This is a genomic window from Streptomyces sp. NBC_01224 (assembly GCF_036002945.1).
GTDB lineage: Bacteria > Actinomycetota > Actinomycetes > Streptomycetales > Streptomycetaceae > Streptomyces.
In genome coordinates, this window is record NZ_CP108529.1 from 3866784 (window position 1) to 3889695 (window position 22912).

General features: G+C 70.1%; 19 protein-coding genes. 12 read left to right on the forward strand and 7 right to left on the reverse strand.

The features are described 5' to 3' along the window. Positions 1-156: 156 nt before the first annotated feature. Both OG609_RS16850 and OG609_RS16855 read left to right on the forward strand, forming a co-directional pair. Positions 157-1077 (forward strand): ABC transporter ATP-binding protein, encoded by a 921-nt coding sequence (locus OG609_RS16850; RefSeq protein WP_327273563.1) that lies wholly within the window; start codon positions 157-159, stop codon positions 1075-1077. After that, positions 1074-1847: an ABC transporter permease subunit gene (locus OG609_RS16855; protein WP_327273564.1), complete on the forward strand. Its 774-nt coding sequence runs from the start codon at positions 1074-1076 to the stop codon at positions 1845-1847. Before OG609_RS16850 ends, OG609_RS16855 begins: the two co-directional genes overlap by 4 nt. Positions 1848-1916: 69 nt before the next feature. On the opposite strand, the gene OG609_RS16860 is transcribed toward OG609_RS16855, so the two are convergent. Continuing rightward, complete coding sequence (locus tag OG609_RS16860) at positions 1917-2528, reverse strand: CGNR zinc finger domain-containing protein (RefSeq protein ID WP_327273565.1); 612 nt, start codon at positions 2526-2528, stop codon at positions 1917-1919. Between the two features lie 22 nt (positions 2529-2550). On the opposite strand from OG609_RS16860, the gene OG609_RS16865 reads away from it, so the two are divergent. Continuing rightward, positions 2551-3000, forward strand: coding sequence for a VOC family protein (locus OG609_RS16865; RefSeq protein WP_327273566.1), 450 nt, complete (start codon positions 2551-2553; stop codon positions 2998-3000). A gap of 190 nt (positions 3001-3190) precedes the next feature. On the opposite strand, the gene OG609_RS16870 is transcribed toward OG609_RS16865, so the two are convergent. After that, positions 3191-4126 carry a nitroreductase/quinone reductase family protein gene (locus tag OG609_RS16870; protein ID WP_327273567.1) on the reverse strand — a complete coding sequence of 312 codons (936 nt, stop codon included), beginning with the start codon at positions 4124-4126 and terminating at the stop codon, positions 3191-3193. A gap of 401 nt (positions 4127-4527) precedes the next feature. Here OG609_RS16870 and OG609_RS16875 point away from each other — a divergent pair, with 401 nt between their 5' ends. After that, positions 4528-5340, forward strand: coding sequence for an HAD family hydrolase (locus OG609_RS16875; RefSeq protein ID WP_327273568.1), 813 nt, complete (start codon positions 4528-4530; stop codon positions 5338-5340). A 3-nt stretch (positions 5341-5343) separates the two neighbouring features. On the opposite strand, the gene OG609_RS16880 is transcribed toward OG609_RS16875, so the two are convergent. The 4 genes from OG609_RS16880 to OG609_RS16895 all read right to left on the reverse strand — a co-directional run bounded on the left by OG609_RS16880 (position 5344) and on the right by OG609_RS16895 (position 9407). Continuing rightward, entirely contained in the window at positions 5344-5958 is a 615-nt protein-coding gene (locus OG609_RS16880; RefSeq protein WP_327273569.1) for a TetR/AcrR family transcriptional regulator, read from the reverse strand. A gap of 195 nt (positions 5959-6153) precedes the next feature. Beyond that, entirely contained in the window at positions 6154-7041 is an 888-nt protein-coding gene (locus OG609_RS16885; RefSeq protein WP_327273570.1) for an ABC transporter permease, read from the reverse strand. Beyond that, a complete protein-coding gene (locus OG609_RS16890; RefSeq protein ID WP_327273571.1) occupies positions 7028-8011 on the reverse strand; it encodes an ABC transporter ATP-binding protein in 984 nt (327 codons plus the stop codon). The genes OG609_RS16885 and OG609_RS16890 overlap by 14 nt, the downstream gene beginning before the upstream one ends. 133 nt (positions 8012-8144) lie before the next feature. After that, entirely contained in the window at positions 8145-9407 is a 1263-nt protein-coding gene (locus OG609_RS16895) for a LolA family protein (RefSeq protein WP_327273572.1), read from the reverse strand. A 404-nt stretch (positions 9408-9811) separates the two neighbouring features. Here OG609_RS16895 and OG609_RS16900 point away from each other — a divergent pair, with 404 nt between their 5' ends. The 5 genes from OG609_RS16900 to OG609_RS16920 all read left to right on the forward strand — a co-directional run bounded on the left by OG609_RS16900 (position 9812) and on the right by OG609_RS16920 (position 16364). Then, complete coding sequence (locus OG609_RS16900) at positions 9812-10594, forward strand: DeoR/GlpR family DNA-binding transcription regulator (RefSeq protein WP_327273573.1); 783 nt, start codon at positions 9812-9814, stop codon at positions 10592-10594. Positions 10595-10700: 106 nt separating this feature from the next. Beyond that, positions 10701-12248, forward strand: coding sequence for an APC family permease (locus OG609_RS16905; protein WP_327273574.1), 1548 nt, complete (start codon positions 10701-10703; stop codon positions 12246-12248). After that, the gene (locus OG609_RS16910) at positions 12245-13678 is read left to right on the forward strand and encodes an FGGY family carbohydrate kinase (protein ID WP_327273575.1); all 1434 of its coding nucleotides are present in this window, start codon (positions 12245-12247) and stop codon (positions 13676-13678) included. Before OG609_RS16905 ends, OG609_RS16910 begins: the two co-directional genes overlap by 4 nt. Further along, positions 13675-15117 carry an NAD(P)/FAD-dependent oxidoreductase gene (locus tag OG609_RS16915; protein WP_327273576.1) on the forward strand — a complete coding sequence of 481 codons (1443 nt, stop codon included), beginning with the start codon at positions 13675-13677 and terminating at the stop codon, positions 15115-15117. The genes OG609_RS16910 and OG609_RS16915 overlap by 4 nt, the downstream gene beginning before the upstream one ends. Next, complete coding sequence (locus OG609_RS16920; protein WP_327273577.1) at positions 15117-16364, forward strand: NAD(P)/FAD-dependent oxidoreductase; 1248 nt, start codon at positions 15117-15119, stop codon at positions 16362-16364. The genes OG609_RS16915 and OG609_RS16920 overlap by 1 nt, the downstream gene beginning before the upstream one ends. Before the next feature lie 420 nt (positions 16365-16784). On the opposite strand, the gene OG609_RS16925 is transcribed toward OG609_RS16920, so the two are convergent. Beyond that, positions 16785-17795 carry a polyprenyl synthetase family protein gene (locus OG609_RS16925; RefSeq protein WP_327273578.1) on the reverse strand — a complete coding sequence of 337 codons (1011 nt, stop codon included), beginning with the start codon at positions 17793-17795 and terminating at the stop codon, positions 16785-16787. Positions 17796-17951: 156 nt separating this feature from the next. Here OG609_RS16925 and OG609_RS16930 point away from each other — a divergent pair, with 156 nt between their 5' ends. From OG609_RS16930 to fahA, 3 genes are all read left to right on the forward strand, one after another. After that, positions 17952-19451, forward strand: coding sequence for a peptide MFS transporter (locus tag OG609_RS16930; RefSeq protein WP_327273579.1), 1500 nt, complete (start codon positions 17952-17954; stop codon positions 19449-19451). A 9-nt stretch (positions 19452-19460) separates the two neighbouring features. Beyond that, positions 19461-21455, forward strand: coding sequence for a CocE/NonD family hydrolase (locus OG609_RS16935; protein ID WP_327273580.1), 1995 nt, complete (start codon positions 19461-19463; stop codon positions 21453-21455). A gap of 136 nt (positions 21456-21591) precedes the next feature. Continuing rightward, entirely contained in the window at positions 21592-22821 is a 1230-nt protein-coding gene (fahA, locus tag OG609_RS16940; RefSeq protein ID WP_327273581.1) for a fumarylacetoacetase, read from the forward strand. Positions 22822-22912 lie beyond the last annotated feature (91 nt).

The following is a 22912-nucleotide window of genomic DNA, read 5'->3' on the forward strand; positions in this document are numbered from 1 at the left end:
GGCGCTCCACTTCCGTCCAGGGGTTGTCGCAGCCGCTCCTCCTGCAGTCGGATGCGCGGCCGCGCGTGACGGTCAGCCTCCACCCGCGGGTGGAGGAAGGACAGTCAGCCCCGAGCCGGATGCGGCGGGCGCCTCGCGTCGCGGACCATCACCGGCATGATCGAAGTAACCGACCTGACCAAGCGCTACGGGAGAACCACCGCTGTGGAGGGGCTTACCTTCCAGGTACGGCCCGGCCGGGTGACCGGATTCCTGGGCCCCAACGGCGCCGGGAAGTCCACCACGATGCGCATGATGCTGGGCCTGGACCGGCCGACGACCGGCGAGGTACGCATCGACGGCGCACCGTACCAGCGGCTTCACGACCCGCTGCGTACGGTGGGTGCGCTGCTCGACGCCAAGGCGGTGCACCCTGGCCGAACCGCGCTGAACCATCTGCGGTGCCTGGCCCGCAGCAACGGGATCCCGCCACGTCGCGTCCATGAGGTGGTCGAGCTGACCGGCCTGCGGAGCGCCGCGCGCCGTCGAGCGAGGACGTTCTCGCTGGGTATGAGTCAGCGGCTGGGAATCGCCGCGGCGTTGCTCGGCGACCCCGCCGTCCTGGTGCTGGACGAGCCTGTCAACGGGCTCGACCCGGAAGGCGTCCTGTGGATCCGGCAGCTCATGCGGGACCTGGCGGCACAAGGACGCACCGTCCTGGTGTCCAGCCACCTGATGAGCGAGGCGGCGCTCACCGTGGACCACCTCATCGTCGTCGGCCGCGGTCGGCTCCTCGCGGACACCAGCATGACCGCGTTCATCGACAGGCACACGGACGCGGGTGTGCAGGTGCGCACGCCTGAACCGCAGCGGCTGCGAGAAGTGCTGGCCGGCGCAGGAATCACGGTCACCGACTGCGCCGACGGCAGCCTGAATGTGGCCGCCGCCGCGGAGCGGATCGGCGAACTTGTCGCAGCGCACGCGGTGACGGTGCACGAGGTGACGCGGAGTACCGCGTCTCTCGAAGAGGCGTTCATGCGGCTGACCGCCGACACGGTCGAATACCGGGCAGAACTGCCGGGAGGAACACCCCGATGACCAGCAATTCGCCCCGAGCGGTTCTCGCCTCCGAATGGACCAAGGCGTGGACCGTACGCTCGACCAGCCTCAACCTGCTGCTGGCCTTCGCGCTCAGCACCGGCCTCGGCACCCTCATCGCGCTCAACTGGCGCAGCAACATCGAGCACGTCGTCAACTTCGATCCACTGGTTGCCGGCCTGTACAGCGTGCCCCTCGGACAGCTCGCCCTCGTTGTGTTCGGCGTCCTGCTCGTCGGCTCCGAGTACTCATCCGGATCGATCCGGGCGTCGCTGTCCGCGGTGCCCCAGCGTGGTCTGCTCTACGGCGGCAAGGTGCTGGTCGGCACGCTGGCCGCCCTCGTCGGCTCGACGGTCACCGTCATCGTCACGTTCGCCGGGGCGCAGGCGGCCCTCGGCCCGTACGGCACCACACTCACTGCGGACGGGATCCCGACCGCCCTTGCCGGCGCCATTGCCTACCTGACGTTGATCTGCACCTTCTCCATGGGAATCGCGACCATCGTGCGCAGCTCGGCAATCTCGCTGGGCGTCCTGCTCCCGATGTTGTTCCTCGGCGCCCAAGGACTCGGCAACGTCCCCGTCCTGAAGCCCGTCCTGCAGTACCTGCCCGACCAGGCCGGCCTGGAACTGATGCGCATTGCCGGACCGCCCGGCGACGGACGATTCGGCCCCGACTACGGCCCCGGGACGGCTCTCGTCATCCTGCTGGCCTGGACTGCCGCCGCTCTGACAGGCGGCTACCTGGTCCTGCGCCGGCGTGACGCCTGACGCATGGTCCCGTATGGTCCGCGACCGCCATGGGCGGCCGCAGGACAGCCAAGGCGTTGGCATGAATCCTCAGTCGGTCGTGGTGTGCCGGGCGCGGTGGGCCCGTACCTTGTGGAGGTTTCCGCAGCGCTCCATCGCACACCACCGCCGCCTGCCCGGCCGTGAGGTGTCGACGAAGAGCAACTTGCAGTTGTCGGAGCCGCATTCACGGATGCGGTCGGCGTACGGGCCGGTGAACAGCTCCACCGCATCACGGGCGACGGTCGACAGAAGGGCCGTTCCCGTGGCATCCGGGCCCCAGGCGAGGGTGCCGGAGTCCACGGCGAGACGAGGGACGAGCGGGGGCTCGGCCGCCGCAGCGTTCACCGTGGTGAGTTCCGCCGGGTCGAAGGGGCGGCCGTGTGCGCGAGCGAGGGCCAGGTTCCAGAGGGCGGCGCGCAACTCGTGGGCCCGCCGAAGCTCCTGCGTACTCACCGAAAGGGACAGGCCGTCCGGCAGCCGGCTCTCGCCTGCCCATCGCACCAGGTCGGCGGGGGTGTGCAGCACCTCGTACGCCGCGTACCGCGCATATCCGCCGGTGGGTAGCAACTCCAGGCACAGGGCACCGGGATCGAAGCGATAGGGGCGGCCTTCCCGTGGGCGGAGGGTCAGCCCCGGCGCACCCATTGCCGACTCGGTCATGTAACCACTATAAACGGTTTCCATGACCCTGAACTGGAAGCTCGTCATCGACTCGGCCGACCCGCACGCCCAGGCCGCCTTCTGGGGCGAGGCCCTCGGCTACCTGGTCGAGGACAACAGCGCACTGGTCGAGCGGGTCCTCGGCCTCGGCGCGGCGCCGGAAGAGGCGACGGTCCTGGTCGACGGCCGCCGCGCCTGGCGCGACCTCGTGGCCGTCCGGCACCCGGACGATCCGTACGAGAAGGAGAACGGAATCGGCCTCGGGCGACGGCTCCTGTTCCAGCGCGTACCGGAGGCCAAGACCGTGAAGAACCGGCTCCACCTCGACGTGCACGCGGGCCCGGAGCGACGCGAGGCAGAAGTGACACGGCTGGAGGGTCTGGGCGCGAGGGTGCTCCGCAGGGTCGAGGAACCGGGCGGCACGTGGACCGTCCTCGCCGATCCCGAGGGCAACGAGTTCTGCGTGCAATAGCCTCGGACGGTCCTGGTGCGGGGTTGTTCATTGCTGCCGCGCGCCGGGATCGCTCCTGCGCCGGGCGCGGGAGGCCGGGCACGGCGGGCAGCTGCGCGGCGTGGATCCCGCGGCCGACCGCCGCCCGCTGACCGACACGAGCCCGGAGATCATCATGCCCGCACGGAGGGCGTGGGGAGATCCTCGATTCCTACTCGCGAGGAGCCGGAGAAACTGGAGGAACCGGAGGAACCGGCGGCCATGGGACATCGGCCAGCAGGGGAAGGATCTGCTCCTCCTCGTAGTCGAGGTGCGCGTTCAGCTCCGTCGACATCCGGGCCAGTTCGGCGCGGAAGCACTCGGGATCGGTGATGCCGATGCCCGCCAGCAGCGCCGCCAACTCGCCCTGGATGCGGGCGACCGTGCGGTGTTCGTCGGCGAGCCGGGCGAAGGTGTCGGTCAAGTGCGGGTGGTGGCGGGCGATTCCGGGGAACAGATGCGCGTCCTCGCTGGTGTGGTGGAACTCCAGGGCCTGGCAGAACGCCAGGCAGCGCTGCCTGATCTGGAGTCCCAGGCTCGGGGCCGGCGGTTGACCGGGGCCCCGGTGGGCCGCCCGTGCGGTGAAGTGGGCGTCGGCCTCCGCCTTCACCTGGCGCAACTGGGCCCGCAGCCAGGTGTGGACCTCCATGACCTTGTCGGCAAGGCTGTTGACCTCGCGGAGGCTCTCCCAGCCGTCGGGCTCGGCGCGTTCCAGCACCACGACCGGCAGGGACCGGGTGGTCCTGGCCTGGTAGTCGCCGTATCCGGGCGCCGCTTCCACGGCGTGTGCGAACAGTTCCTCGCGCCGCGCTCCCTCGGCGGGAACCGCGAGGGCCTGGAAGGTACGGGTGCCGACCTCCACCCGTACCACGGGGTGGGCGAGCAGGTTGTGGTACCAGTCGGGGTGGGTCGGGGCACCGAGGTTGGAGCCGACGATCAGCAGCGAGTCGCCGTGGCGGACATAGCCGAGAGGAGTGGTGGTCTCCTTCCCCGACCTCGCGCCGGTGGTCGTCAGCAGGAGCAGATCGCCGCTCTCGAAGGGGCCACCGACCTTCCCTCCATTGGCGCGGAACTCCTCGATGACTGATTGATTGAAGGATGTGGGCATACGGTTCTGTGTCTCCGGAAGATGCGGATGAAGCCCGCAGTGACTGCGGGAACGACTGATCGTGCTGCGCACGGAACGGAGCCACCGCACGGCCGACCGCAGGACTCGGCCCGGCGGCAACTACGGTTCGCGATCACAGGACTTGGCGTCGGGGCGGCGCACATGACGGCGCCGGGACGCACGAACGGCAGATGATGACGTGCGACTGCCGCGCTACGTCACGTACAGGGCGCGGAGTATGAACTCATCACGGACCCCTTGGATGAAGGGTGTTCGCCCGACCACCGGCCGGCCCACTGCTCTTTGGCCGGCGTCACGCGACACCGGTCTCATTACACGCAGCCGGCCATCGCCTGTCAACGCCGAAGTGCGCGCCCCCGGGCGGACCTTAGGCTTGATCCATGCCCATCCCACCCGCATATGCCCTCGTCGCCACGGACCTGGACGGCACTCTGCTGCGCCGCGACGACACCGTGAGCCCCCGCACCCGCGCCGCCCTCGCCCTGGCCGCACGGGCCGGGGCGCGGCATCTCGTGGTCACCGGGCGGCCCGTTCCCGGCATACGGGGGCTGCTCGACGTGCTGGGCTACCGGGGGCCGGTGGTCTGCGGGCAGGGCACTCAGCTGTACGACGCCGGGTCCGGGCGGATGGTACGCACGGTCACCCTGGACCGGGAGGCGGCCGACACCGCGCTCGGCAAGATCGAGGCTCAGGTCGGACCGGTCCACGCGGCCGTGGACCAGGACGGGACCGAGGGCCGGACACTGATCGAGCCGGGGTATCTGATGCCCCACCCCACGCTTCCTGCCCAACGGACACGTCATCGCCACGAGTTGTGGTCCGCACCCGTCATCAAGGTCCTCATCCGGCACCCGGAGCTCACGGACGACGCGCTGGCCGAGGCTGCCCGTACGGCAGTCGGCGTTCTCGCCTCCGTCACGCTCTCCGGCCCCGGCACCGTCGAACTGCAGCCGTACGGCGTCGACAAGGGCAGCGGGCTCGCGCTGGCGGCCGAGGTCCTGGGCATGGACGCGGGCACCACGATCGCCTTCGGTGACATGCCCAACGACCTGCCGATGTTCCGCACGGCCGGTTACGGCGTCGCCATGGCCAACGCCCATCCGGACCTCCGGGCCGCGGCGGACGAGGTGACGTCGTCGAACGAGGGCGACGGGGTGGCGGAGGTACTGGAGCGGGTGTACGGACATCGGTGATTCTCAGCCGTTCCCGCCCTCCGGCGGAAGCACCTCCGGCGCCCCCAGCGCCCGCAGCACATGCGCGACCAGTGCCGCGATCGTCTCCTCGTCCTGTGCCGGCTTGCGCAGCACATGGCGGTAGTACACCGGCCCGTACAGCATCTCCACCGCCAGCGGAAGATCGGCGCCCGGTGGGATCTGGCCCTGCCCCTGGGCCCGGCGCAGGCGGGCGACCGCCTCGTTGAAGCGGGGGTCGATCAGCTTCGTTCTGACTGTTTCCGCGAGTGCGTCGTCGTGGTGGACCTCGGAGAGAATCCCGGCGTACGCGGGGCCGTAGGGCGGTGTGGAGAGCAGTTTCACCGCGCCCATCACATTGGCGCGCAGGTCGGCGGCGATGTCGCCGGTGTCGACGAACGGCGTCGTGCCGACCAGGGCGTCGGTGAACGCCTCCAGCATCACCGCGCTCTTCGACGGCCACCAACGGTAGATCGTCTTCTTGCTGACACCCGCTCTGGCCGCGATGGCCTCGACCGTGACCCGGCCGTACCCCTTCTCCGTACACAGTTCGAGGGCGGCTTCCAGGATCGCCCGTCGTGATCTCTCGCTGCGACGCAGTGAACTCGGCGATGTGATCATTCGGTGAGCATAGGTGTATTTGAGCCAATCCTTGTTGACAGTCCGTCGCCAGAAGTCGAACAATACTGAGGCGGAAACGGAACGTGCCGTGTCGTATCGTTCCTGCTGTTCGCACCGTTCGTGCCGTTCGTGCCGCGACGAGCCGATCGGGGGACGGCTCGCCCGGCCGACGGCACGAGTGCGAAGCGCCGTGCGTCAGGCGGTGATGTCCTTCGCCGTGAAACGGGCCCAGGCCGCCGAGCCGAACACCGCCGCGTACAAGCCCTGCAGTCCCAGGTTCTTGACCGCCTCGTCCCAGTACACGGGGTCGCGCAGCAGGTCCGCGTACGACATCCAGTAATGCGGGAAGAGATACGGATGGATCCCGCTCAGCTGCGGGATCGTGTCCACGATCTGCACGGTGATCAGCATCCCGACAGTGGCGGCCATGGCCGCGATCCCGCTGCTGGTGAGGGTCGAGATGAACAGGCCGATCGCCGCGAATCCGATCAGTGACGCCGCGACCACCACCGCGATCAGTCCGGCCCGCAGCAGCCCTTCGCCGAACCCGATCCGGGTCCCCGAGATGGTGGTGACCTCACCCACCGGGAACAGCAGCGCGCCCACGGCGAGCGCCGAGAGGGCCACGACCAGGGTCGCGACCAGGCAGAACGTGAGGACGGAGGCGTACTTCGTCAGCAGCAGCCGGGTCCGGCCCGCCGGGGCGACCAGCAGATAGCGCAGGGTGCCGGCGTTGGCCTCGCCCGCGATCGAGTCGCCCGCGACGACCCCGACGGCCATCGGGAGGAAGACCGGGAGCGTCACGGCGAGGGCCGCGAAGACCAGGAACAGGCCGTTGTTGGTGACCTGGGAGAGGAAAGCGGGGCCTCCCCCGCCACCGCCCGGTCCGGGCGAGGAACCGTGATTCGTCTCGATCTTCACCGCGATCCCGATCAGCACGGGAACGGCGGCCAGCACCCCGAGCAGCGCGAGGGTGCGCCAGCGGCGGAGTGTGGTGGTCAGTTCGGAGCGGAGGATTCCGAAGGTCCACAGGCGATTGCGCGCCCTGCCCGCCCCTATGATTCCGGCTTCAGCCTGCGACATCGAAACCCTCTCCGGTGAGTGCGACAAAGGCGTCCTCCAACGAGGCCCGTTCGACGCCGAAGGACCGCAGGCGTACGCCGGCGTGCACCAGCGCCGCGCTGAGGTCCGCGAGTTCGACGTCGCCCGGCGGGGCGTCGGCGCTCACCCGGTCGCCGTCGACCGTGATACCGGTGACGCCCAGCTCCTTGAGAACGCGGGCGGCTTCACCCGGGTCGGGGGTGGTGACGGCGAGCCGGCCGCGCGCCCCGGCCGCCAGATCCGCGACCGGGCCCTGGGTGATCAGCCGGCCCCTGGCCATCACCGCGGCATGTGTGCAGACCTGCTCGATCTCGTCGAGGAGGTGGGAGGAGAGGAAGACGGTGGTGCCCTCCGCCGCCAGTTCTCTGACCAGGGCACGGATCTCGCGCATGCCCTGCGGGTCCAGGCCGTTTGTCGGCTCGTCCAGGACGAGCAGACGGCGCGGCTGGAGCAGGGCGGCGGCGAGCCCGAGTCGCTGCTTCATGCCGAGCGAGTACGCCTTGGCCTTCTTGCCCGCCGCCGCGGCGAGCCCGACCCGGTCCAGGGCCTGCCCGACCCGGTCCCGGCGGGTGCGCGGATCGGCGGTCGGGTCGGCGGAGTCGTAGCGCAGCAGATTGTCCCGGCCACTCAGGAAGCCGTACAGGGCGGGCCCCTCGATCAAGGCTCCTACCTGCGGAAGTACGGCGCGGGCCGCGCCCGGCATGGGGTGGCCGAGGACCTGCGCGGTGCCGGATGTCGGGTCGATCAGACCCATCAGCATCCGGATGGTCGTGGTCTTCCCTGAGCCGTTGGGGCCGAGGAATCCGAAGACACTGCCGCCGGGGACGCTGAGGTCGAGGCCGTCGACGGCGAGTTGGCCGCCGCGGTACCGCTTGGTGAGGCCCCGTGTCTCGATCACGGCCCCGGGGGCGGTCACCGCCCTCGGCTCGGTCACGGTCCCAGGCTCTGTCATGCGTACTCCCCATGGGTCGGGTAGGGCCTGTCCGGCGGATCGGGGCCGGACAGCGCCTCAGCGGACCGCCCCGCCGTACGGAGGGTACGGCGGGGCGGGTGGCCTGCGGCGGGAAGCGCGACGCGCCCCGGCGTCAGGCGGCGTTGTCAGCCGCCTTGACCAGCGCGTCCGACGTGACCGCGCCGACGTACACCTTGCCGTCGTCCGTCATCAGCGCGTTGACCAGGCGGGTCTTGAAGACCGTGCCCGAGCCGAACTTTCCGGAGACCTTGTCGCCCAGCGAGTCCAGGAACTGCTGCGCCTCGGCCGGTACGTCACCCGACGCCTTCGTGGGGAGTCCGGTGCCGCCCGGGGTCCTGATCTCGGCGATCGCGTTCCAGCCCTCGCCGATGACCTTCGTGTCCTTGGAGCCCTGGCCCCCGGCGCCCAGTCCCTCGGCACCCGGGAACATGCCCAGGCCCCCTGCCCCGTCGGTCTTCCGCTGCGCCTTCGCGTCGTCGGCCTCGGTCACCTCGGCACCCTTGGGCGGGGTGAACGTGAACGAGGAGGCAGCCGGCTTCGCAAAGTCGACCTTGGTGAATCCGGCGTCGACGACGGCCTTGCCACCGCTGCTCGCAAGCAGCGTGAACTTCAGCGGCACACCGCTCTTCGCGTCGACCGCGACCGTGACCGAGCCGATCGTGGAGCCGCTCTGCTTGGGCTTGATGAGCAGCTTGTACGCGTCACGTCCGGCGACCTGCGCCGTGCCGTCGACCGTCACCGATGTGGTGGGGCCGGCGGCCTTCAGGACCTGTTCGGCGAGCGCCTTCGGCGTGGTCGGCACGCCCTCGGGAGCCGGGGCCGAGTGCCCGGACTCCTTCCCGCTCCGGTCCTCGGTGGCGTGGTAGGCCTGGTTGGTCCTGCTGTCGTACGCCCAGACCTGATCACCGTTGTGGATCAGGCTGTACTCCGCCGCGTTTTCCAGGATCGACACCCGCTGCTTGTCGGGGCCGTCGGCGGCCACCCGCAGGGTGTGCGTGCCCGACGCCAGCTCCGTCATCTTCGTCTGCGGGTCGGCGGTCGAATCGCCCTTGGCGCTGCCGGTGTCGCCCTCGCTGCCGCCCGGGACGAAGGAGCCGGCCAGACCGCCGAGCGACGGGATGCCGAGGTCCGTGCTGATCTTCACCGTGCCGGAGAGCTGCTGGGTGTCCGAAGCGGCGATCTTCTCGATGAGCTGCTGTGCGGTGATCTTCGGCAGATCGGGGTCACCGGTGCTCGCGAGCGCCGGGACGAGCCCGATCGTCGCGGCCGCCACTCCCGCCACCGCGACCGGGACGATGTAGCGCGCCGCCTTTCGACGGCCGACGTCGGTGCCCCTGGTCCCGCCGTTGGTCTCTACGCTGTCGTTCGGTGCCATGTGTGCCCTACCTCCGTGGTCGGCGGCTTCCGTCCGGATGCACTCGTCCACTCCGTGCCGCCATTCTCACCGGTTTGTTCAGGAGTGGTTGTTCTCCATCTGACCAAACCTGCGGCGCGGAATCGTCACTCCCGGGGAGCAACTCCACCTACCTCTTCGGTATGACACCACCCGGGCGGGCCTTCCCCGTCCCGTAGGGGTGGGCCCCCGACTCCAGGACCGACACGCCGGCCGGGCCGGGCCGGCCGGCGTGTCGGGAACCGCGTCACATGCCCGCCGATCGGGTCACGGCGCAGGGAGACAGGTGAATTACACGCCAACTCTTGACGATTTTCGGTCACGCGTCCACACTTTCAGGCATCTCCAGTCACTTTTCCACGAAACCAGTCAGCGAGGTTGCCGGGATGCTGCCAGCCGAACGTCACCGTCGAATCTCCACCGCCGTGGAGCGCAGCGGCACGATCAGCACCGAGAGTCTGGCGGAGCAGCTCGGCGTCTCGGCCGAGACCGTGCGCCGGGATCTGGCACAGATGGAGAAGCAGGGGCATCTCATGCGGGTGCGCGGCGGTGCGGCAGCGCTGTCCGTCGTCCGCGGCCTGAGCGGCGAAGAGGCATCCTTCACGGAGCGGTCCGCCTCGCAGCAGCAGGCCAAGACGGAGATCGGGCGAGCCGCGGCGGACCTGGTCCGCTCCGGCATGACCGTCGTGATCGACGTCGGCACGACGGCTCTGCAGGTCGCCTGCGCCCTGGCGCCGGACTTCCGGGGGACGGTGGCGACCCCGTCCCTGCTCGTCGCAGCCGAGCTGTCCACCCGCCCCCATGTCGACGTGCTGGTTCCCGGCGGCCGAATCCGGGGCGGCGACCTGGTCTGCTCCGGCCCGCTGACAGTGGACTTCTTCAACGGCCTCTACGCCGACGTGGCGTTTCTCGGCTCCGGCGGTGTCGACAGCTCCGCCGGGATGACCGACTTCTACTTCGAGGAGAACGCGACCAAGCGCGCGATCCTCGCTCGCAGCGCGCTCACCTACGTACTGGCCGACGGGAGCAAGCTCGGCCGGGTGGCTCCGCACCGCGTCTGCGGATTCGACGACTGCACCGGCCTGATCACCGATCAGACCCCCGAACTGTCGCTGGCTTCGACCATCGAGCAGTCGGGCGCAGTGGTGATCTCGGCCGGACACTCCTGAGCACTGCGGCGATCTCTTCTCGGCGACGTCTCCGCGTGAGACCCGCCCCATGCAACGAACGGCAGTTTCTGTAGCGAGCGGTAGTTTCTGAAAGGACAGCACCGCCATGGTCACGACAAACACCGATGTCGTACAAGGTGACGACCCATCCTCCACGCCGGGCTCCGGCTACAAGCAGGAGATGCGCCGGGAGTTGAGCCGGTACGCCTCTTTCGCCATGGCCTTCGGCTTCGTCTCGATCGCCACGGGCATCTTCACGACCTACGGCTCCGTGCTGAACAGCTCGGGCCCGCGCGGCATCTTCGCCTGGCCGATCAGCGTCATCGGCCAGCTGTCGGTCGCGCTCGTCTTCGGCGCTCTCGCCGCCCGTATCCCCATCAACGGATACGCCTACCAGTGGGTTTCCCGACTGGTGAACCCGGTCTGGGGCTGGGTCATGGGCTGGATCTCGTTCTCCTTCCTCGGAGTCGTGGTAGTCGCGGTGGACTACACCGTCGCCGCGACAATCCTGCCGGAGCTTCTCCAGTACCGGGGGACGACGCAGAACGCCTGGGCGATCACCGCCGTGGTCATCCTGCTCCAGGCGATTCTCGTGGCCGCCTCGACGCATCTGACGCACAAGGTCAACAAGGTCGCCGTCACCGTGCAGCTCATCGGCATGATCTCGTTGACCGTGCTGCTCTTCGTCGTCGGAGCGTTCACGGGCAAGCTCGACTTCTCCACGCTGTTCAGCGCCGCGCCGGCCGCGACCGACGGCTACTACAGCCTGGGCACCGCCACCGAGGCGGGTCCGTTCGCCCTCGCGTTCCTCCTGGGCGCCTTCACCATCGTCGGGTTCGAGTCCGCGGCCAACCTCGCCGAGGAGACCAAGGACCCGGCACGGGTGATCCCCAAGGCCATGGCCCAGGCCGTGCTCTCCCTCGGCGTCCTCGGATTCCTGTTCCTCGTAGCCATCACCGCCCTCATCGACGACCCCGCGAAGCTCGCCACGTCCGCCACCCCCGTGGCGACCGTGATCACCGCCGTGCTCGGATCGACGGTCGGCAAGGCGCTCCTGGTCCTGGTCGTGATCTCGATCTTCTCCTGCGGTCTGGTCATCACCATGAGCGGCACCCGGCTGGTGTGGGCGATGTCCCGCGACGAGCGCTTCCCCGGGTGGCAGGCGCTGCGCAAGGTCAGCCCGTCCCGTGGCACCCCGCTCAATGCCACGATGTTCATCTTCGTCATCGCGCAGCTGATCCTCGCCAGCTTCTCCAGCTCGACCGACGCCCTGTTCTCACTGTTCTCCGCCGCCACTCTGCTGCCCGCGATCATCTACGCCGGCACGGTGCTCATGTACATCGTCAAGCGGAAGTCGCTGCCGCCCACGCAGGGCTTCTCCCTCGGGCGCTGGGAGATACCGGTCATCGTGGTCGCCTCCGTGTGGCTGGGATACGAACTCCTCATCTTCCGTGACCAGTCGTTCCGCGACCCCTGGCTCTACGTCCTCGTCCTCTTCGCCCTCGGGGCCGCCTACCTCGCCTGTCTGCTGGTCCGGCGCGGCGTGTCCGGCATGTCGATGCCCGACATGATCAACATCGACGAAACCCTCGACGTCACCGACCCCGCTGCCCCGGGCACGGTGCACATGACCGCCAAGGAAAGCAAGCGATGAGCACCATTCTGGCCATCGACCAGGGCACCTCCGGCACGAAGGCAATCGTGGTCGACGAGCGGGGCGAGACCATCGCCATCGCCGAGGAGGAACTGCGGCCGGCCTACCTCGGCGGCGGTGGCGTCGAGCAGGACCCGCAAGAACTGCTCGACTCGGTCCTCACCGCCGGACGGCGTGCCATCGCCGCCGCAGGCAGGCCCGTCGACGCGGTCGCCCTCGCCAACCAGGGCGAAACCGTACTGGCCTGGGACCCGCGCACCGGCACCCCGCTGTCCCGGGCGATCGTCTGGCAGGACCGCCGGGCGGAGTCGATCTGCACCGCTCTGGCCGAGCACGCCCCCTGGGTGGCTCAGCGCAGTGGGCTCGTACTCGACTCGTACTTCTCGGCGCCGAAGATGGCCTGGCTGCGACGACACGTCACCACCGAAGGAGTGGTGACGACCACTGACACGTGGCTGGTGCACCAGCTGACCGGCGAGTTCGTCACCGATGCCTCGACCGCGAGCCGATCGCTGCTGATGGACCTCGACAAGGTCTCCTGGGACCCTGAGCTGGTGGATCTGTTCGGTCTTGGCTCCGAGAAGCTGCCGCGAATCGTGGGCTGCGACGAGGTCATCGGCACGACCAGTGCGTTCGGACGCGAGGTGCCGGTCGCCGGCCTGGTCGTCGACCAGCAGGCAGCTCTGCTCGCCGAGGGCTGCCTGGAGCGGGGAACCGCGAAGTGTACCTACGGCACAGGCGCGTTCCTGCTGGCCAACACCGGCGACACCGCGCTGCGTTCACGGGCCGGGCTCACCTCCTCGGTAGCCTGGCGGACCGCGGCGCAGACGCCTTACTGCGTGGACGGCCAGGTGTACACCGCGGCGTCGGCCGTCCGCTGGATCCGTGACCTGGGATTCATCGGGTCCGCGAGCGAGCTGGACACCGTAGCGGCGAAGGAGTCCGACGGCACCCTGTGCGTACCGGCCCTGGCGGGCCTCGCGGCACCGTGGTGGCGTCCCGACGCCACCGCCACGTTCACCGGGATGACCCTGTCCACCGGCAGGGAGCACCTGGTCCTCGCCGTGCTGCAGGGCATCGCCGCCCAGGTCGCCGCCCTGTGCGGCCTGGTCGAGTCCGACCTCGGTACGCCGCTCAGCCGACTGCGCGCGGACGGCGGGCTGACCCGCAGCCGCACCCTGATGCAGGCCCAGGCCGATCTGGCCCAGGTACCGATCGACATCTACCCGTCCTCGCACGCCACCCCGCTCGGCGCGGCCGCGCTGGCCAGGCTGGCCCTCACCCCGGGCATGGACCTGGCGGAAGCCGTCGGTGACTGGAACCCGGTCACCGTCTACGAACCGGTCTGGTCGGCCGACCGGGCCGCGCACTACCGCAGTACATGGGCGGCGGCCGCCGAGGCCACCGCCCGCAAGGGAGAACTCGGATGACCGACACCACACCGCACGAGCCCGACCATGTCTACGACGTCGTCGTCATCGGCGCAGGCATCGTCGGCTCGGCAATCGCCCGCGACCTGTCCGGCCATCAGCTGTCGGTCGCGCTCGTCGAGGCTCGCGACGACGTCGGCGACGGAACCAGCAAGGCGAACACCGCGATCCTGCACACCGGATTCGACGCAAAGCCGGGCACGCTGGAGTCCAGGCTCGTCAAGCGCGGATATCACCTGCTGTCGGAGTACGCCCGCTCGACCGGCATCCCGGTCGAACAGACGGGCGCGATCCTCGTCGCGTGGAACGCGGAGGAGCTGGCCGCCCTGCCCGGCCTCAAGGAGAAGGCCGAGCAGAACGGTTACGACCGGTGCCGGATCGTCGGCGCCGACGAGGTCTACGAGCTGATCCCTTCCCTCGGCGAGGGAGCGCTCGGCGGACTCACGGTCCCCGACGAGTCGATCATCTGCACCTGGACCACGAACCTGGCCCTGGCCACCGACGCGAGGCAGCGCGGCGCCGAGGTCCTGCTCAACCACGCCGTCACCGCGGTGTCGGTGAACACCCGGTCCACCACGCTGACCACCACGGGCGGCTCCGTACAGGCCCGTTGGGTGGTCAACGCGGCGGGCCTCGGCGCCGACCGCATCGACCGGCTCTTCGGCCACGAGCGGTTCACCGTCACCCCGCGCCGCGGTGAACTGTTCGTCTTCGACAAACTCGCTCGCCCGCTGGTCGACAAGATCGTCCTGCCGGTTCCCACGTCCCGGGGCAAGGGGGTGCTCATCTCCCCCACCATCTACGGCAACGTCATGCTGGGGCCCACCTCGGAGGACCTCACCGACCGCACCGCGACCGGAACGTCCGAGGACGGATTCGCCTTCCTGCTGGACAAGGGCGAGCGCCTCATGCCCCGGCTGCTCGCCGAGGAGGTGACCGCTTCCTACGCGGGGCTGCGGGCCGCCATCAACCACGGGGACTATCTCATCGAGCCCACCCCCTCGCAGCGGTACCTCCTCGTCGGCGGAATCCGCTCGACCGGGCTGACCTCCGGCATGGCCATCGCCGAGCACGTCCACGAGGTGCTCGAAAAGGCCGGACTCGCCCTCACCGCACGCACCGACCTGCCCGGCCCTCCGCAGATGGCCAACATCGGCGAGGCGACCGTACGTCCCTACCAGGACGCCGACCGCATCGCCGCCGATCCCGAGTACGGCAAGGTCGTCTGCTTCTGCGAGCGCGTCACCGCCGGTGAGATCCGCGACGCCTTCCAGTCGCCCCTGCCCGCACGCAACCTGGAGGGCCTGCGCCGCCGCACCCGGGCCATGAACGGCCGCTGCCAGGGCTTCTTCTGCGGCGCGGCTGTCAACCGACTCCTGAACGAAAACGGTTGCGGCGGCACTGCCGCCGCGCCGGCGCGGCCCGAGGTGAACTCCTGATGACCACCACCACACTCACACCGGACGTCCTGATCATCGGGGGCGGCCCCGCCGGGCTCACGGCTGCCGCCGCCCTCGCACCCCGCATCCGCGGCGAGGTCCTGGTGCTCGACCGGGAGAAGGACGCCGGAGGCATCCCCCGCCACAGCGACCACACCGGATACGGCCTGCGGGACCTGCGCCGGGTCATGACCGGCCCGAAGTACGCACGCCACCTCGTCGAACAGGCCACTTCGGCCGGGGCCACCATCCGCACCGAGACCATGGTCACCCACTGGGCGGGCGACCGGGCCGTGGAGGTCACCGGTCCGCAGGGGCGGCTGCGTGTGGAGGCCAAGGCCGTCGTGCTCGCCACCGGCGCACGCGAACGGCCCCGCGCGGCCCGGCGCATCCCCGGCGACCGGCCGCAGGGCGTCTACACCACCGGGCAGCTGCAGAACGCCGTCCACCTCCACCACAGCGAGGTCGGCAGCCGGGCCGTCATCGTCGGAGGGGAACTGGTCAGCTGGTCCGCCGCCGTCACCCTCCGCGAAGCCGGCTGCGCCACCGAGCTGATGGTCAGCCAGTACCCCAGGACGGAGTCGTACGCAGCTTTCAACATCGCCGGCCGCGCCCTGCTGCGCGTTCCCGTCGCCAACCGCAGCCGGGTCACCCGCATCATCGGCAAGGGCCGGGTCGAGGCCGTCGAGATCGAGAATCTCGACACCCGCGCCCGGCGCACCGTCGCCTGCGACACCGTGGTCTTCACCGGAGACTGGATCCCCGACCACGAACTGGTCCGCAGCGGCGGGCTCGACCTGGACCCGGGAACCCTCGGCCCGCTGACCGACACCGCCCTGCGGACCAGCCGCCCCGGCGTCTTCGCCGCGGGCAACCTCCTCCACCCGGTCGACACCGCCGACGTCGCAGCCCTTGACGGCCTGCACGTCGCGGACCAGGTCGAGGCATGGCTGACCGGGGCCGGCGAGCCTGCCCCGGGCCTGCGCATCCTCGCCGAGGCGCCGTTGCGCTGGGTGGCACCGGGGCTGCTGCGCCCAGGTGACCCGGCTCCCCCGCGTGGGCGCCTGCTGCTGTGGACGGACCGGTCCATCCGGTTCCCGCACGTGATCGTCCGCCAGAACGGGCGGGTCCTCTCGGAGCGGACCCTGCCCTGGCCCGCCGCGCCCGGCCGCGTCTTCCGCGTGCCGTGGTCCGTGATGAAGGGCCTCAGCGCCCAGGGCGGCCCGGTCACCATCGGCCTGCGCTGACGAGCGGCCCGCACCCGGGGAACGAAAGTGCCCGGGTGCGGGCCCGTCTCAGTTGCCGCCCGGGACATCTGCGGACGACCGTCGGTCAGGACCGCGTACGCCCTCGGCGCACCTGGGGCGACAGAACCCGCAGCCCCCGGTGCGCCATGCCCCGGGCAACGGCGGGAAGTCCCGCCGGGCCGAGGCCGGGGTACGGACGTGCCCGGAACGCGGCGCCAGGGGCGCCCTCTTCCGGGCGGGTCATACCGGCGGGACCCGCCGGGCGCCGGCCCGGACGGGCGAGGCGCCACCGGCGCGAATCCGGTACGGCCGAAAGCGCCCACGGACCGCGTCCCGGGCCGGTGAACAACGCGTTCGGCCTCGGAGCTCACCCGACCACCGGACCACCGCGAAAGCGGCGCACCGAGGGCGGGGACGGGCTCAGCCCGCCCGGTGCACCACCGCGTCGCACAGCTCCTCCAGCGCGGCCTTCGCGTAGCCCCCGGGCAGCGGCGCCAGCGTCGCACGCGCCTCCTGCGCGTACCGGATGGCGTCCCGTCGGGCCTGCTCCAGCGCTGGGTGCGCGCGCAGCCTGCGCAGCGCCTCGGCGTGCCGGGCGTCGTCGCTCAGGTCGCCGTCGAGCAGCTCGACGAGTTCCAGGTCGTCCGGCTTTCCGTCGGCCGCGGCCCGGGCCCGCAGATGGAGCACGGGGAGCGTCGGGATGCCTTCGCGCAGGTCGGTGCCGGGGGTCTTGCCGGACTCGTGGGAGTCGGAGGCGATGTCGAGCACGTCGTCGGCGAGCTGGAAGGCGACGCCGAGCCGCTCCCCGTACTGGGTGAGGATGTCGACGGCCGTCTCGTCCGCGCCGGCCGTCATCGCGCCGAACCGGCAGGCCACCGCGACCAGCGAGCCGGTCTTGCCGCGCATCACTTCGAGGTAGTGCTCGACCGGGTCGCGCCCCTCGCCCGGGCCCGCGGTCTCCAGGATCTGGCCGGTGACCAGCCGCTCGAACGCCTCCGCCTGGATGCGTACGGCCTCCGGACCGAGGTCGGCCAGTATGTGCGAGGCGCGGGCGAAGAGGAAGTCGCCGGTCAGGACGGCCACCGAGTTGCCCCAGCGGGTGTTGGCGCTGTCGACGCCGCGGCGTACGTCCGCCTCGTCCATCACGTCGTCGTGGTAGAGCGTCGCGAGATGGGTCAGCTCGACGACAACGGCGGCGGGCACGACGCCCGGCGCGTCGGGGTCGCCGAACTGGGCGGCCAGTATGGCCAGCAGCGGCCGGAATCGCTTGCCCCCGGCGCGTACGAGATGCTGCGCGGCCTCCGTGATGAAGGGCACGCCGCTCTTGGTGGCATCGAGCAGCCCCGACTCGACAGCAGCCAAACCGGCCTGGACATCGGCCTCAAGAGCGTGGTCCCGCACGCTCAGTCCGAACGGCCCGACGACGGTCACGAGGGGATCTCCTGTCTGCTGACGATCACACGGAATGTCGATCTGTCGCTGTCATCACTCAAGTCAGCGTATCCGGTCCCCTTTCGATCACCGTGGGCGCCTTCCCGCCACCGCCGGTATGTTCGGGATCAGCTCATACGATCAGGAGTTCTCCCTTTGTCCCTCACGGCAACCGACACTGAACCGACTCAGCCGCCACCCAGCGACGACCATGCCTTTTTCGGCCAGCCACGGGGTCTGATGACCCTCTCCGGCCTGGAGGTCTGGGAACGGTTCTCGTTCCTCGGCATGCAGGCGATCCTGGTCCTCTACTTCGCCGACACCGTCGCCCGCGGCGGCATGGGCATGGATGTGGGCACCGCGGCGTCCGTCTCTGCCGCCTACGGCACCCTGGTCTACCTGGTCTCCGTGGCCGGCGGCTGGCTGGCCGACCGGATCCTCGGCTCGTACCGCGCCGTCCTGTACGGCGGAATTCTCATCGCGTGCGGGCATTACGCCATGGCGGTGCCCACCGACGCCATGACGTGGACCGGCCTCGGTCTGATCAGCGCCGGAACCGGTCTGCTCAAGCCCAATGTGGCGACCATGGTCGGCAAGCTCTACCGCACCGACGACGAGCGCCGCGACGCCGGCTTCGCGCTCTACTACATGGGCATCAACATCGGGGCGTTCCTCGGCCCGCTGGTCACCGGCTGGCTCGGGGACCATGCGAGCTGGCACTGGGGCTTCTCCGCGGCCGCCTTCGGTATGACGCTCGGTCTGATCCAGTACGTACTGGGCCGACGTCACCTGGCCGGGCGAAAGCACAGCGCCGAATTCGCACTGGCTCCGGAGCCGATGCGCCGCGCCGTCCGGCTGATCGTGGCCGGTGCCGTCGTGGTCGCCGCCGTCGCCACCGCGCTGGCCCTTGCGGGGTGGCTGACCATGAACCGTTTCGTCGACCTGCTCACCCTCATCTCGGTGATCGCACCGGTCGTGTACTTCGTGGTGATGTTCCGCAGCCCGCGGGTCACCAGCGAGGAACGCGGCAGGCTGCGCCCGTACGTGGTGCTGTTCCTGGCCTCCGTCGTCTTCAACTTCATCCTCTTCCAGGCGTACTCGACGATGATTCTGCTCGCGTCGACCAACGCCCGTACCGAGATCCTCGGCTTCCACTTCCCGGCGAGCTGGTACGCCTCCGCGCTCGGCGCCTTCGAGGTCGCGCTCGCCCCGGTGGTCGCCGCCGTCTGGGCCCGGATGGGCCCGCGTCAGCCGCACGCCTCCAACAAGATCGCGATCGGGGTGATCCTCGGCGGACTGTCGTTCCTGCTGATGGTGCTGCCGACCTCCGGGCACTCCGGCGACACCTACAAGATGGCCGCCTGGTGGATCGTCGGCTCATATCTGCTGCTCGGCCTCGGCGACATCCTGCTGGAGACCTCCGGCATGTCCGCGACCACGAAGCTCGCGCCCAAGGCGTTCGCCAGCCAGACCATGGCGCTCTGGTTCCTCTCGCTGGCCCTCGCCAACGGCATCCAGGCCCAGGTCGTGAAGCTGTACGGCGAGGTCTCCAACCCCGCCTACTTCGGTGTCAATGGCGCAATCGCGGTGGTGGCCGGTGTGGCCGTCATCGCCGCCGCACCCTGGCTCAAGCGCACCATGCACCCCGTCCACTGAGGTACCGCCATGCACATCCGCACCACGTATCCGTATGACACCACCCGTGAGGACGTCTACATTCCGCTGCCGGACGGCACCCGGCTCTACGCCCGGATCTGGCGGCCCCTCACCGACGAGCCCGTCCCCGCGCTCCTCGAATATCTGCCGTACCGGCTGAGCGACTGGACGGCGCCACGCGACTGGCAGCGCCACCCCTGGTACGCGGGCCACGGCTACGCCTCCGTCCGGGTGGACGTACGCGGACACGGCAACAGCGAGGGGATGCCGGGCGACGAGTACGACGCGACGGAGCTGGCCGACGGGGTCGCGGTCATCCACTGGCTGGCCGAGCAGGAATGGTGCTCCGGCCGGGTCGGCATGTTCGGCATCTCCTGGGGCGGCTTCAACTCGCTCCAGATCGCGGCGCTGGCCCCCGAGCCGCTGAAGGCCGTCGTCACCGTCTGCTCGACCGACGACCGCTACGACAACGACGTCCACTACATGGGCGGCTCGGTCCTCGCCGTCGACATGCACGCCTGGGCGGCCACCATGCTGGCCTTCGTCGCCCGGCCGCCGGATCCGGCACAGGTCGGCGAGGGCTGGAAGGACATGTGGCTGAATCGGCTGGAAGCGGTCGAACCATTCATCCACACCTGGCTGGCGCACCAGACCCGCGACGACTACTGGAAGCACGGCAGCGTCTGCGAGGACTACTCCGCGATCACAGCGAACGTCCTCGCGGTGGGCGGCTGGCACGACCCGTACCGCGACACCGTCCTGCGGCTCGTCGAACACCTCCGCCCGGACAAGGTCCGCGGGCTGATCGGCCCCTGGTCGCACCAGTACCCCGACCGGGGTCTGCCGCCCGGTCCGGCGATCGGCTTCCTCCAGGAGACGCTGCGCTGGTGGGACCAGCACCTGAAGGACAAGGACACCGGCATCATGGCCGAGCCCCTGCTGCGGTCCTGGATCAGCGAGTCCCACCGGCCCGCCACGGTGTACGAGACGCTGCCCGGCCGCTGGGTCGGTGAGACCGGCTGGCCCTCGGAGAACATCGCGCCGGTCGCGTACGCCCTCCAGGGCGGTCCGCAGATCGTCGACTCGCCCCAGCAGACCGGTCTGGACGCCGGGCGCTTCTTCCCGTTCGGCAACGACGCCGACCTGCCGCCCGACCAGCGCGACGAGGACGCCAAGTCGGTCTGCTTCGAGTTCCCGGTCGAGGACGCCCCGATCGAGATCCTGGGCCGCCCCCGGGTGAAGCTGCGCATCCGGATGGACGTGCCGCGGGGCCAGGCGATCGCCCGGCTCTGCAACGTCGCGCCGGACGGCTCCTCCACCCTGGTGACCCGCGGCGCGCTCAACCTCTCCGCACGGCACGGCCGCGACCGTGCGGACGACTGGCCGGTGGGTGGGACCGAGGACGTGACCTTCGATCTGAACGGCATCGGGCACACCTTCCCGCCCGGCCACCGGATCAGGCTCGCGGTCTCCTCCTCGTACTGGCCGTGGATCTGGCCGCAGGCCGGGTCGGTCGGCTTCACCCTGGACGCCGACGGCAGCTTCGTCGAACTGCCGGTGCGCCGGCACACCGAGGACCCCGCGATCCGGTTCGAGGAGCCGGAGCAGTCGGAGCCGCTCGGCGTCGTCCACCCGGTGACGCTCGACGAACAGCGCCCCGAGCGCCTGGTGGTCCGCGATGTCGCCAAGGGCGAATGGCGGCTGGAGGTCGACCCGCGCTACGGCGGCACCCGCGTCTACCCGGACGGCCTGGAATTCACCGAGGACGCCGTGGAGACGTACACGATCCAGGAGAACGACCCGCTCTCCGCACGCACCCGCTCCGACTGGTCGATCCGGCTGCACCGGCCGGAGATGGCGTGGGACGTACGGATCGAGACCCGGTCCGAAATCAGCGCGGACGACACCGACTTCATCACGTCCGACGAGGTGCTGTGCAAGGACGGCGGCGAGGTCGTCTTCCACCGGACCTGGGAGAAGCGGATCCCGCGCACGGCCGGGTGAATCCACCGCCGTGCCCCCGACAGCAGGGGGCACGGCGGAACTTTCCGGGCATCAGGAGCAGTTGGGACACTCCCGCGGGGTAGCAACACCGACGTAACGTGTCCCCCAAGCGACCTGGAAAGCGAGGCAGCAACACATGCCCGAGCAGAGCAGCCCGCTCGATCTGGCCGAGGGCGACCCCTTCGGTCCGCACAACCTTCCGTACGGTGTGTTCTCCACCCCCGACCACCTCGAGGACCGCCGGGTCGGCGTCCGCATCGGCAGCCACGTACTGGACGCCGGCGCGGCGGCACACGCACTCGGATCGCCCTACGCACAGCTTCTCGCCCAGCCGGACCTGACCGCGCTGCTGGCCGCCGGCCGCACCGCCTGGCGGGACGTCCGACGGGCGCTGACCGCATGGGTGACGGTCCCGGCACACCGCGCGGACATCGAACCGCTGCTGCACCCGGTCGATTCCGTGACGCTCCATCTGCCGTACGAGGTCGCGGACTACGTCGACTTCTACGCGAGCGAGAACCACGCCACCAACGTCGGAAAGATCTTCCGGCCGAACGGTGACGCGCTGACGCCCAACTGGAAGCACCTCCCGATCGGCTACCACGGCAGGTCCGGCACCGTCGTCGTCTCCGGCACTGATGTGGTGCGCCCGTCCGGCCAGCGCAAGGCGCCCGCCGACGCGGCCCCCGTCTTCGGCCCTTCCATCAAGCTCGACATCGAGGCCGAGGTCGGCTTCGTCGTCGGAGTGGGCTCCGAGCAGGGCCGTCCGGTCCCGCTCGGCGACTTCCGCGACCATGTCTTCGGGCTCTCGCTGCTCAACGACTGGTCGGCACGGGACATCCAGGCCTGGGAGTACGTCCCGCTGGGCCCGTTCCTCGGCAAGTCCTTCGCCACGTCCGTATCCGCATGGGTGACCCCGCTCGAAGCCCTGGAGGCGGCCCGGATCGCACCCCCGGCCCGCGACTTCCCGCTGCTCCCCTATCTGGAGGACGCGGGCGAGGAGGAGGCCGGTGGCCTCGACCTGCGGATCTCCGTCGCGATCAACGGACAGCCGGTCGCCGAGCCGCCGTTCGCCACCATGTACTGGACGGCGGCCCAGATGCTGGCCCAGATGACGGTGAACGGCGCGTCGCTGCGCACCGGTGATCTGTACGGCTCCGGCACGGTCAGCGGCGCCGAGCCCGGACAGCGCGGCTCGCTCCTGGAACTGACCTGGAACGGCCGCGACCCGCTGGACCTCCCGGACGGCAAGCGGACGTTCCTGGAGGACGGCGACACGGTGACGATGACGGCCTGGGCACCGGGCCCGGACGGCACGCGGGTCGGCCTCGGCGAGGTCACGGGACGGATCGTGCCGCCCGCATGACGCCTGCCCGTCGACGGCCGCGCCCCTGACGGAGCGCGGCCGTTTGGCACTCGATTGGTTCACCTGTTCGCGCGGTTTTGAACCGGTTCTC